At 57.0% G+C, this 11,900-nt stretch carries 9 protein-coding genes; 1 reads left to right on the forward strand and 8 read right to left on the reverse strand.

The annotated features are described in order from the left end of the window. Nucleotides 1-117: 117 nt before the first annotated feature. Complete coding sequence (locus tag Q7U76_07815) at nt 118-1,395, reverse strand: CotH kinase family protein (protein MDO8356278.1); 1,278 nt, start codon at nt 1,393-1,395, stop codon at nt 118-120. 340 nt (nt 1,396-1,735) lie between these two features. Beyond that, nucleotides 1,736-1,990, reverse strand: a complete 255-nt coding sequence (locus Q7U76_07820) for a hypothetical protein (protein MDO8356279.1) — start codon at nt 1,988-1,990, stop codon at nt 1,736-1,738. A 262-nt stretch (nt 1,991-2,252) separates the two neighbouring features. Between Q7U76_07820 and Q7U76_07825 the strand changes: the two genes are divergently transcribed. Next, nucleotides 2,253-3,950 (forward strand): tetratricopeptide repeat protein, encoded by a 1,698-nt coding sequence (locus tag Q7U76_07825; GenBank protein ID MDO8356280.1) that lies wholly within the window; start codon nt 2,253-2,255, stop codon nt 3,948-3,950. Nucleotides 3,951-4,009: 59 nt separating this feature from the next. On the opposite strand, the gene Q7U76_07830 is transcribed toward Q7U76_07825, so the two are convergent. The 6 genes from Q7U76_07830 to Q7U76_07855 all read right to left on the reverse strand — a co-directional run bounded on the left by Q7U76_07830 (nt 4,010) and on the right by Q7U76_07855 (nt 11,866). Next, nucleotides 4,010-4,363 (reverse strand): PilZ domain-containing protein, encoded by a 354-nt coding sequence (locus Q7U76_07830; protein ID MDO8356281.1) that lies wholly within the window; start codon nt 4,361-4,363, stop codon nt 4,010-4,012. 18 nt (nt 4,364-4,381) lie between these two features. Further along, nucleotides 4,382-5,833, reverse strand: coding sequence for an RtcB family protein (locus Q7U76_07835; protein MDO8356282.1), 1,452 nt, complete (start codon nt 5,831-5,833; stop codon nt 4,382-4,384). After that, nucleotides 5,830-6,264, reverse strand: coding sequence for an archease (locus Q7U76_07840; protein MDO8356283.1), 435 nt, complete (start codon nt 6,262-6,264; stop codon nt 5,830-5,832). Before Q7U76_07840 ends, Q7U76_07835 begins: the two co-directional genes overlap by 4 nt. A gap of 5 nt (nt 6,265-6,269) precedes the next feature. Continuing rightward, nucleotides 6,270-7,244 (reverse strand): succinate dehydrogenase iron-sulfur subunit, encoded by a 975-nt coding sequence (gene sdhB / locus Q7U76_07845; protein MDO8356284.1) that lies wholly within the window; start codon nt 7,242-7,244, stop codon nt 6,270-6,272. A gap of 72 nt (nt 7,245-7,316) precedes the next feature. Further along, the gene (locus tag Q7U76_07850) at nt 7,317-8,462 is read right to left on the reverse strand and encodes a Xaa-Pro peptidase family protein (protein MDO8356285.1); all 1,146 of its coding nucleotides are present in this window, start codon (nt 8,460-8,462) and stop codon (nt 7,317-7,319) included. Nucleotides 8,463-8,503: 41 nt separating this feature from the next. Beyond that, nucleotides 8,504-11,866 carry an AsmA-like C-terminal domain-containing protein gene (locus Q7U76_07855; GenBank protein MDO8356286.1) on the reverse strand — a complete coding sequence of 1,121 codons (3,363 nt, stop codon included), beginning with the start codon at nt 11,864-11,866 and terminating at the stop codon, nt 8,504-8,506. Between the last annotated feature and the right edge of the window lie 34 nt (nt 11,867-11,900).

The following is an 11,900-nucleotide window of genomic DNA, read 5'->3' on the forward strand; positions in this document are numbered from 1 at the left end:
GGCCGGCAAGCGGGGCTACCCTGCTACCCCACAAATGGTCTTTCCTGCCCCGGATGTAACAGCCTCTCGAAAGTGTACAGATGACGTACGGGGGGAACATGCTTCCAACCAAGGCGACTACCGTGAGAACTCAGCATCCATCCATGCGATACGATCCCTCAACCAATCTTTCATGTAGGCTACTTCACCGGCATACGTACCCGGCGCTATGGGACTAGGCCATACAAAAATCCTCAGAATATCCCAGGTCTCAAAATTCCTCTCCTGCACTTTACTCAAATAGAGTGATTGACGATCGATATAGGTGAACACGTCATTAAGCTGTCCCGTGGCTTTAAGTTGCGCCCATTTCACCTTGACCTGCGCCTCAAAGGCCGGATCTTGAAACATCCGATCGAACCATGGGGCTCCCCGAATGCGCCAACCATTTGTCTCTGCGCCACGGCCCTCGGCATTTCCAATGGCAATATCAAAATCCCACACCGGGCCAAAGGTCAACTTACCATCACGCTTTTTATATAAAAATGTACTGCGACGAAGATCTCCGTCAACATTCTTGACCAGTTCATTAATCAAGTAATAGTTGATCGCCGAGTCCACGTCGAGATAGGCCGCATACCCTACGACAGGATCGGAAAAATCTGCAGAAAAGATTGCGTCCTCAGTCTGTGCAATATACGTCTCAATGTAGGCGCGCTTATCTTCCCAGCCAGCCTCGAGAAGCTTCTCCGGATTCTTCAGGCAAAACGTCATCCCAGACCTTGACGAGTCAAAGCAAAACGCTTCACCCCGCGTTGCATCAACCTCAATCAAATAACCACCTGTAATGAGATTGGCAGCCGTATCCCCGGCTTTCAGTTCCGGAATATTGACCCGATCAGGAGCGATCCGGACATGTTCAGTCAACTGATACACACCTAGGTAGACCCCATTTACTTCCACATCCACGAATTTCGACCTCGGAGTGTACTCCATCCTCACTGAGCGGCTGAGTTGAAAGGTGATATCGTTTCGAAACAGTGTCTTATCCACATAGTTAGCCAGCAACACCCAATGCCTGTTCGCAGGCATTCCGAGTAAAGAGCTGCTCGTGGCTAACTTAATGTGATACGGTTTTTTAGGCAGACCCCAGGTAAAGTTGCCACGACCTTTTATCTCCATGGCTCCCGAAAGCAGTACCTGACCATGCTCATCTCTCAAGATATAGCTGCCTGGCAGATACACCTCTTTGGACGTGACATCGGCACCACTGTCTGTCGAGAGTCTCAGCAGAGGAAGCGCCTGAGCCACTTCACCAGCCGTAGCTTTCTGCGACGTGCTCGCACTTGTCCCATCGCCACCCGAGCCACATCCGGCGAGCAAAGCAACCATCAGCATCGCCCAATAGGCACCCATACGACTCATTTCTTCGACCTTCTAAGTCCGGCGCTCACATTGTGATGCCGAAACGACAGAAACGTTGCGCTAGTGGATCGATTGACGGAGACATACGCCCTCAGACCTGACCAAAACCATTGTCTACGGCGAACCGGCGTCAGGATATAATCACTTTCCAGATTCAGCAATACCGCGAATGAGGGATGCCTATCGGGCCGCTTCGGCGGAAAGCGATGAGGTTCAGATGGCTTAGAGAATAGCCGTCCTTTGATGGACAGAAGTGGAAGAATGCCATGACTGGATCGAAAGAGCTGAAATGACACGAGAGACTGAGAATACTTCACGCACGACCTGACATTTAGCTATTCCGACTGAGCAGTTCAGGAAATTCTCTTTTCCCGGAATGGGTCTTCAAAAATTTGATGAGTTCAGTTCGCAGCATGCTATTCAGCCGTTGCCTTGCTTCCAGGGGCAGACGAAGAAACTCCACCCAGAACTCATGACCCTTGCCCCATTTAATCTTGCCAAGCTCAACGGACAGATCCTGCGAATGCTTGGGAAGCAGCACATTCACACAGAAATCATTACCGAAGAGGGTCTTTCGATCGGACATGACGGAACACCCCATCAACGACAGGTTGGCCAGGATATCCCTGGCGACGAATGGGGCTCCTCCGAGAGGAATGAGGTGACGCTATCACACTGATCTGTCTGGCTGATCTGGTTGTTGTTTGAGCCAAAGGAACAAGATTGAGTACATCGTAGGAGGACGGCCTTCCCCCGCATTCTGCTGGGCACCATCCCTTTGACCATTGCCCCGATATTCGTATACCCTCACTGCATCAGACCCTGAGGAACACAGACCCAACCTCATCATGAAACCAGTCAAAGGTCGCCCCCAAGAGACCCCACAGGCCCATGTCGGTCGAGCGCCGGAGGCCTCAGCCATTCGCGCCTTGCTGAACGAAGGCGCCGCGCATCTGCAAGGAGGCCGACTCCAGGAGGCAGAAGGCTCCTATCGGCGGGCCCTCGACTTAGCCCCGAACCATCCGGACGCATTACACTATCTCGGCCTCTTGCTCTACCGACTCAATCGATTCGACGAGGCCATCACCACCATCTCCCGCGCCATCGAACAGGCTCCCGCCTCGCCACTCTATTCATTTAACCTTGGCGTCGTGGCCCAAAAAGCGGCTCGTCCTGACGAAGCCATCCGCGCCTACCGGCAGGCTGTCACATTGAACCCACGGCATCTTGAAGCCTGGATCAACCTGGGCAATGTGCTCAAAGACCGCGGTGCGCTCCCTGAATCCATTGAGGCCTACCAACAAGCCCTGACCGTCAATCCGTCCCATGCCGACACCCATAACAATCTCGGCGCCGCCTTCAAGGAACAGGGCGAAATGGAACGGGCGCGCACCTCCTATCGTCAGGCTATTCACTTGAAGCCGACCCATGTCGAAGCACTCAACAATCTGGGTCTGGCCTTGATGGAAACCGGATCGCTGGACGAGGCGATTGCGTCATTCACAAGGGCGCTTACGATCATGCCTGGCTATCTGAAGGCCCTCTACAATCTCGGCATCGCCTGGTCCTGGGCAGGAGAACATGAGAAGGCCGTCGATTGCCTCCAACGAGCGGCGACGGCCAAACATGATCATGCCAAGCCCGTGACCGACTCCTTCGTCTATCGCTCACGCATCACCCATGATCTTGAACAAATTCGGTATCTGTTCCAGCGACAACTTCTACATGACGAGCATCGTCCCTACTTTCAGGCGCTCCAACAACTCGACGGCGAATTGCGCCGCCGCCCCGATCCTGGCAATCGAATTCCCATCGCCCCACACACGCTCGCGCCGGTTGCGGCCTCGTTCAATCGGCTCCTGTATCGCGCTCCGAATCCATATCTCCCGGGTGGCGCACTCCATCCCGACTTGAACGTCGAGGCCGTGGAATCTCGCTATCTGGCTCAGCAACCGGAGGTCACCTATATCGACGGGCTGCTGAATCACGAAGCATTAGACGCCCTGCGCCGTTTTTGTTGGGAGTCCACCGTCTGGAAGAAGGATTACGAGAATGGCTATATCGGGGCGTTTCTGGGCGATGGATTCGCCTCGCCCCTGCTCCTCCAAATTGCCGAAGAGCTGCGGTTGAAGTTTCCCCGCATCTTCAAGCAGCACCGGCTCACCCAGGCCTGGGCCTTCAAACATGACAGCACCAGACGCGGACTCAACATCCATGCCGACGCCGCAGCGGTCAATGTGAATTTCTGGATTACGCCCGACGAGGCCAACCTCAATCAGGAGACGGGCGGGTTGGTCGTGTACGACAAGGAAGCGCCACGAGACTGGAATTTTCAGGAATATAACAGCGACAAGAACAAACCGAAGATTCTCGCCTGGCTCAAGCAGATGGGCGCGCAAACGGTGAAGGTCCCCTATCGCACCAATCGCGCAATCGTCTTCAACTCGGACCTCTTCCACGAAACGGACGAGATCGCCTTCAAGGACGAGTACCTCTGCCGGCGGATCAACATCACCTTGCTCTATGGGTTTCGTCGAAACGGCTGATGCCCTGCGCCGTGAATCGCGAGGGGGCTGACGATCGGGCAGCGCATGGCCGAGGGCCCTTACGCCACGTCGGATGTCTCGTCAGCCGGTCGCTGGTAGGGGTGTAGTTCCAACTGCGTCACGGCATGCTGCAAACGAGTCCATTCTTCAGGGATTAAGGACACGAATTCGACTCCGAATCGACCCTCGCGCGTCCACCGCACGACCGCTTCCTGAATGGTGATCGAAGGCTCATCCGGCAGAACATGGACGCGGAGCGTGATCGTGCCTCCCGGATGCACGGCGGTCTTGCAGACCACGCAGCAGCCTCGCTGCGAAAGATCGACCACTTCGCCCTCTCCGCTGACCACTGCGACAGAAGTAAAGGAACTGTGAAACCTGGCGGGGAACCGGGGATGCTGCCGCTTATCCATGCAAATCTCCTTCTGCCGTTACCCCTTTATATTGCCAATCGGTCTTAATTCCGCCACCTTTTTTGTGATTCCCGCCCGATCGACCGACTCCACCACTTCAGAGATGTCTTTGTAGGCCAAGCCTGCCTCCTCCGCGAGGCCCGACATCGACACAGCCTTGACCAGGATGCCGCGCTGTTGCATCTGTTCCTGCAACTCCCTGCCGCGGACCGTTCGCTTCGCTTGCGCGCGGGACATGGTTCTTCCGGCTCCATGCATCGTCGAGCCGAACGTATCGCGCACCGCATGGTCCGTCCCCACGAGCAGATAGGAACCGGTCTCCATCGATCCCCCACAGATGACCGGCTGGCCTGTCTGCCGAAATATATCCGGCAGCTCCGGACTCCCCGGCCCGAATGCTCTGGTTGCGCCTTTTCGATGCACCACGAGCTCCCCTTCCGGATACCGTTCGACCTTGGCGATGTTATGCGCCACGTCGTACACCAGCTCCATGCCCAGAGCCTCGGCGGACCGGCCGAAGACCGTCGCAAAGGCTTCGCGAATCTGATGCGTGATGACCTGGCGGTTGGCAAACGCCGTATTTGCAGCACAGTTCATCGCGGAAAAATACTCCTGCCCCTCGGGAGACCGAAACGGCGCGCAGGCCAGCTGTTGATCCTTCACCGTGATGCCATACCGGCGCATGGACTTTTCAAATACCTTCAGATAGTCGCTCGCCACCTGATGTCCGAACCCGCGTGACCCACAATGCACCATCACCACGATCTGCTCGTGGCCGGTAATCCCAAGCGCCGCAGCCGTGACCGGATCGAATATCCGATCGTTCGAGACCACCTGAACTTCGAGGTAATGATTGCCCGACCCCAAGGTTCCCAGCTGATTGATGCCTCGTTGAAGGGCATGGTCGGTCACGACCGACGCATCGACCCCCTCGATGCAGCCACCTTCTTCCATACGGATGAGATCCCGATGCCACCCATATCCCCGCTCCACACACCACTTGGCCCCATGGGTCATCACGCGACCGAACTCCTCCCGCGAAAGCCGAACGAATCCACTCGCCCCGACGCCGGCTGGTACTTTCCTGAAGAGTTCGGTCATAAGCCTCTCGAGATGCGGCTGCACATCCGCCAACGTTAAGTCTGTTCGAATCAGCCGCATGCCGCAGTTGATATCGTAGCCCACACCGCCTGGAGAGATGATGCCCTCTTGCGCATCGAACGCCGCAACACCCCCGATCGGGAATCCATAGCCCCAATGCCCATCCGGCATACAGAGCGCATACCGTCTGATGCCGGGCAGACAAGCGACATTGGTCACCTGATCGAACACCCCGGAATCCATAGATTGCAGAATATTCCTGGTGGCATAAATCCTGGCAGGCACCAACATGCCGGACTTTTCAGACATGGGGATTTCCCAAATCTCGTCCGTGATCCGATTCACCTTCATCTCGGTGTTCAATTTCATACGTCCAACACCACCAGAGCCTTCCAATGCCCCGCGTCCTGACTCACATGGTACAGATGTTTCGTGATCCCCTTCACATCGGCATGGAGCTCTTGTGTCCGGTAATCCACCGGCGCGCCGATCAACCGTGCTCGCAACAACCAGAGGTCTCCCGCCTGAGCCAACGTGAGCGGGGCCTCTCGGAAGACCACCCCTGCGGCATCTTTCCAATAGACAATCTCCGACAACCAATCGAACAACAGAGCCGAGAGGTCCAGATCGGTCCGTTCAATAGACCGCTCCCATCCGCCCGACACGGTAACAGGGTTTGCCAGGCTTTGAAGGAGAGCCTCTGTTGCACCGCGAAAGACCTCCTCAACCGACGACGCGTCGACTTCGAAGGCGGCATCGGCCAGGGCAATGTTTTCACGCCAGCGAATGGTCCAGGCCATCGAGGTCAGGCTGGAGGTGTGGCGCGTCGCACTCGCCGAATGAGCGCCTGGAGGTGGCTGAGTCCGGGGATCGCATGTCCGAGAGGATTGGGCACTTTCCCTTTGAAGAACATCTTGAGGCCCAGAGGCAAGATGCGCCATACAGCACGCGGTGCGAACCCGACCACTTTAAGCGGCATGATCGCTTCATTCAAACGCCCTTGCTGTTCGACCAGATCGGCAAAGCCAAGGATATGACGGGCACCGCCGGTCGTGGTCATGCCTTGTTCAAGCGAAGCCCGCCGCAACCGGATGATCGCCTCCATCGGTTTGACATCTTTCGGACAGACTTCGACGCAGAAGTTGCAGCGCGTACAGTCCCAAATCCCGTGTTCGCTCTGGAGAGCCGACAGCCTGGCGCGCGTCGCCGACGGGGCCTCGCGTGGGTCGGAGAGAAAGCGATCGGCCTTCGCCAAGGCTGCGGGACCGGCAAAGCCCTTCGACACTTCATACACTGTACAGGCCGCGACGCAGGCGCCACACATGATACAGGCATCGACATTGTGGAACTCCGGATTGGCGTGTCCCCGCGCCTTCATCTGCGCAATCACACCCTCATGAGAATGCCGAGACCCCGGCACCAGCCAGGGATGCACGTCGTGAATCTTCTCCCAGAACGGAGCCATATCCACGACCAGGTCCTTGATCACCGGCAAGTTGCGAAGCGGCGCCACGATGATGTCCCCATGTCGGTCGAGTTCTTTGCGAAGAGAAGTCCGGCAGGCAAGTTTCTCGCGCCCGTTGATCGTCATTGAGCAGGAACCACAAATCGCAGAACGGCAGGAATAACGGAGGGCCAGGCTCCCGTCACATTCGTTCTTGATCCGAATCAATGCATCGAGCACCGTCATCCCACGACCGACATCGAGACGGAACTCTTGAGGATGGGGAGTGGAATCGACTTCGGGGTTGAATCGTTGGATCGTGAAAGTCAGGCGCATAGGAAGCTTTCAGCCTTCAGCTGTCAGCCATCAGCGAGCTGAAAGCTAATCGCTGAGAGCTGATCACTTACATTAACCTAATTCGAAAATCTTCGGAAAGTTCGTCAGATTGCGGCAACCGTCTTTCGTGACGAGCACCATATCCTCGATGCGGACGGCGCCGAGGCCTGGATAATAGAGGCCGGGCTCGACGGTCACCACATGACCTTCTTGGAGCAACGAACCGGTTCGGCTGATACGAGGCGCTTCATGGATATCGAGACCGACCCCATGGCCGGTGCCGTGGAAATAGCCCTGCATCCGGCCATTTACAAGGCCGGTCTGGTATCCGGCTTTTTCAAATCTGGTGCAAATCCCTTGATGAATGCGCTTCCCGTCCGCCCCGTCCTTGATTTTGGTGATGGCCTCTTCCTGCGCATCCAAAACCGTCTGGTAGAGTCGCTTCAGTTCAGCGCTCGGTGTCCCTCGTACGACCGTCCTGGACATGTCGGCGAAATATCGATTGGAGGCCGAACGGGGAAATACGTCGAAAATAATGCTGCGGTGAGCGGGCAACGGACCACTGCCTTCGTTGTGCGGGTCGCAGGCCTGCTCCCCTCCGGCAACGATGGTATGCTGAGCCACGCAATCGCACTCCATCAACGCCACATTGATCAGTTTTTTCACGCGCTCCGACGTCAGCGGCGCACCCTCGTGCCAGAGCTGATCGTTGTTGATCGACGCCTGGCGCAACACATTGTGGGCTGCTGCAACCGCTTGCTCGGTCGCGCGCTGGGCCGCTTCGATATAGCGCACTTCTTCGGCGGTCTTCACTACGCGTTGTTCGTAAAACGGGTCTCGCTTTGGATGCAGCTGATAGCCCAACGACTGGAACTTGACGGCATGGCCGAAAGGAAAATTCGCCGGGACCGTGATCTGCGTGATGCCGGCTTCTCGCAAGAGGATATGCACCACCTCGACCGTACCTGGCTCGGCAATGCCTTGCGTCTTCGCTCGCCCTTCGACCTCCGAATAGGAGACCACTCGATCGACGGACGATTGGCTTTTTGCCCGATCCATTTCAAGATCGCTCATCACCAGAATCCGTTCACCCTTAATCTCTAAATAGATAAAGGGGTCCGGCGCAATAAACTTCGTCGCGTAATAGAGATTGGAGTCGCTCTCGCTGGCAGCGATAAAGACTGTCGCACGTTGAGCTGGTGAAGTAGATGACGCCATAATGAATGCTCCTCGGAATCTAGCATGGGGGGGGAGGTCGGTCAAGGCGCGGATGGAACCGGCTCAGGCGCGGGCATGGTGTCCTTGCCCGCGGCGTTATCCTCTTCGGGTGTCATGAGATCGATCGGCAACATCACGGTATTCTTCAGCACATCAAACGCCAGCTGCGCCAAACCCGTCACGCCACTGGCAAACGACTTCATCGGCAGGTAAGTCACCTCCGGGTCTTCGATCGATCCTTTGACAGAGAACAGCGCCGTGGCCAACCCTTTGCGCTCTCCGGCAAAGAGCCGCCCGAAGAGTGGAATCGTTTTCAAGAATTGCGAGTACGACCCGAACGGGCTGACCGCCCACACCATATCGACTTGGTCGGTCGGTAAATCAAAATTTCCGGCTGCGGTAATCTTCACGATCGGACTGTCGATGATCAGATTTTCGGTCTCGAACAGTCCGTTCCGCGCAAGAATCGTCGCCGTGATCTTGTTGTAGGACAGGCCCTCTTTCTCCAAATCGACTTTCCCCTGCAGCACGGCAGGCAGATTCAGAATGCTGATGATCTTCCAAATGGCCCGTTCCTGCGATTTGAGGATGCGGCCGTTCTCAAGTAACACATCGACCTTGCCGTTCAATGTGGGATAGAGCCCGTGCGGATTCTTTCCATGTCCGCGGATCGTCCCCGTCACCCGAGCTTCCCCTGTCATCACGCCCGCCTTGGGGCCGAAAAATTTCAGCACATCTTCCACCAGCAACCCCGTCGCCCGAACCGAGATCTCGGCATCAGCCGGCTCCTTCCGAGGCAATTGCACCACGATACGTCCAGCCACGTCCCCACTGGTCGATCGGCCGGACAAACGGTCCACATCCAGCACACCGTCCTGAATGGTGATACGGGCGGAGAGGCTGCCAAACTTGAGATGTTTGTAATGCCCGCGCGCCATCGACGCCATCACCTGGACCTTGCTGGTCTCTGCCAGGATTTCCAGAAATTCTCGAATGGGTGACCTCTCGCCTTTTGGAATGAGCAGATCCAGATCCATTTGATTGGACTCGATCTTCGCCGTAATCACCGGTTTCGACGCCCAATTCCTGATCGTCCCTTCCAGCGCAAGATCGCTGTCGAGCAGATGGAACGACAGCCGTTTAATCTCCGCGCCGTTCTTCACGAAATGGACTCGCGCGTACAAATCCTGGATGGGCCCCTCAGCCCCCTTGGCACTCATCAACCCATTGGTTAAGGCCAGCCACCCGGTGGTCCGCCATGTTTTCCAATTGAGATCCTTTCCCTTCATATCGAGCGACAACTCGATATTCCCTGCCTCAAATCCACCCTTCGCAATCCATTCCGGCACACGAGACAGCGACAGGGTGCCGGTCGAAAGCGCGGCATCGATCGAAAAATGTTCGCCCAATTGAATCTTGCCCTTCACCGGCAATCGAATCGGCGGCACGATCAGCTCAATCCTGTCGAGTACGACCCCGGAAGCCTGCGGAATCGTCCCCTCGAACTCCACCGTCGCCGGAGCGCCGATCGGTTTTTCAACCAGATCGGACAACGTCACTTTCGACTCGGTCAAGACGACCTCACCCCGGACATGTGGCGACAGCGTTGGACCGGTCAATACGAGCGCGCCGTTGACCAGCCCATCGATCGTTCCGGCTGGAATGGCTTTCGAAGGAAGCAACTTGACCATATGGCCCGCATCGCCGTTGACTCGGATCAAGAAATCCTGAAAGGCGCTGCCACTGCCTCCTGTGATGCCGCCATGGATCCGCACGGCCAGATCGCCCACATGCCCCGTCACCTCATCGAACTGAGTCCCCCCATCCGTCAGCACAAACCGGCCCTGCAATCCGGTCAACCGCTCGGGCAACGAGGGATTCGTCAGACCGACATGTTTGACGATAATATCGCCCCCGGCAAAGGTCACGCCGCCGGCCTGATTGAGTGGACCGACCAAGCGAAACGTGGGACTGGCCATGCCTTCGACGTCACGCGACGCCGCTAATACACGCGACAGTTGCTCCGACTTGACGGTCTTGGAAAGAAGCTGCAACAGGTCCGCCGCGGCCATCGTTCCGGCAATGTCCATCTCCAGCCAGGGCCCCGCCTCTAAAAACGAGATGAGCGCCTTGCTCTCACTCATATGGATCGCGCCATAGAGTCCGCTGAGATTCGACACTTTGAGCCGGCCTGGTTCGACCGAGACGACGGCAGCTAAATCTTTGGCAGGGACACGACTATCTCCGATCAGCGCTTGCCCCTGGCTCACGCGAAATTCTCCGGTCAACGAGAGCTGCGGTCCGGATACCGACGACCCCGTGACGGTGGCGGAGACAATCTCCACCGTCCCGTCGATCTCCCGATCTTGCATGATTGCCGGCAACTGCGGATGCACCCACTGCGCCGGCAGCTGCGTGAGTAGCTGGCGGAGCTGGATCGGGGATGCCGAAAAGGTCAGGGCAAACGTGGGCTGAACCGTCAATAAACCGGAGAGGCTCGCTTGGCCTGTGAGCGTCAGTTGTTCGAGGTTCGCAGACAGATCGGATAACAGCACATCATAACCAGCCACGCCAGGCGCGGCTCGAACAAGGCTGTGGACATTCACGACGCCCTGCACCTGTTCAGGAACCGGACGTGGCCCAAAGAAATCTGCAACCTCTCGAAGGTTGAGACTCGCGGCTTCAACACTGCCATCGAACTGGAGTCGAACCTGTGAGGCCGAGGGATCGCCGGGTGCCAACAACTGCCGCTGGGCGGAACTAATCGTCCCTGCCAGGGATATGGCAGACAGGCCCTTCTCACCCGCATGACCGGCAGAGACGTGTAAATCCGCCTGTCCCCGCTCCGCTCTGATCACCAGCGAAGCCTCGACCGACTCCAAGGCCATGGTGCGGGTTCCATCCGGACGTCCGTCGTCGATGATGATCAGCTTCCCATTCACCAACGTCGCCTCGCGAATGCGGAAGATTCGGCTCATCGTCTGCACCGCATCCTGATCGGCCTCGCCTCCTTGCGCGACCTGATCCAGGAGGTTCCAGTGCCCGCCACGATCGCGCCGGAGCGTCAAGGTCGGCTCTTCAATCAACAGCCGTTTTCCCACCACCTGCTTGCGCAGTAACGGAAGCAGCCGCAAGACTAAATCCAACCGCTTGGCCGACAAGACGATATCCTCGGAATTCCGATCATGAATCGCGACCTGCGTCAGTTCCAATCTGATGCGTGGAAACAGGACCAGCTTGATGCGATGGACGTCGATCTTGCGTCCGATGCTCTGCTCGAGCTGTTGAAGGAAAAAGTCTTTGACGTAATCGTCGCCCGTCAGATAGGGCGAATAGGCGAGGAAGAGTCCCCCGGCAATCAGCACGATCACGATGAGTGCGGCAATAAACCGAATTCGAACCACTCCTGCTCCCTCGATCGATTGTGCTCTGTGCGTG

Source organism: Nitrospirota bacterium (genome assembly GCA_030645475.1).
Taxonomy (GTDB): domain Bacteria; phylum Nitrospirota; class Nitrospiria; order Nitrospirales; family Nitrospiraceae; genus Palsa-1315.

Bases quoted from the DNA above. Each gene is read 5' to 3' on its own strand.
- Q7U76_07815 (MDO8356278.1), bottom strand. From the start codon at position 1,395: ATGGGTGCCTATTGGGCGATGCTGATGGTTGCTTTGCTCGCCGGATGT.
- Q7U76_07820 (MDO8356279.1), bottom strand. From the start codon at position 1,990: ATGTCCGATCGAAAGACCCTCTTCGGTAATGATTTCTGTGTGAATGTG.
- Q7U76_07825 (MDO8356280.1), top strand. From the start codon at position 2,253: ATGAAACCAGTCAAAGGTCGCCCCCAAGAGACCCCACAGGCCCATGTC.
- Q7U76_07830 (MDO8356281.1), bottom strand. From the start codon at position 4,363: ATGGATAAGCGGCAGCATCCCCGGTTCCCCGCCAGGTTTCACAGTTCC.
- Q7U76_07835 (MDO8356282.1), bottom strand. From the start codon at position 5,833: ATGAAATTGAACACCGAGATGAAGGTGAATCGGATCACGGACGAGATT.
- Q7U76_07840 (MDO8356283.1), bottom strand. From the start codon at position 6,264: ATGGCCTGGACCATTCGCTGGCGTGAAAACATTGCCCTGGCCGATGCC.
- sdhB (MDO8356284.1), bottom strand. From the start codon at position 7,244: ATGCGCCTGACTTTCACGATCCAACGATTCAACCCCGAAGTCGATTCC.
- Q7U76_07850 (MDO8356285.1), bottom strand. From the start codon at position 8,462: ATGGCGTCATCTACTTCACCAGCTCAACGTGCGACAGTCTTTATCGCT.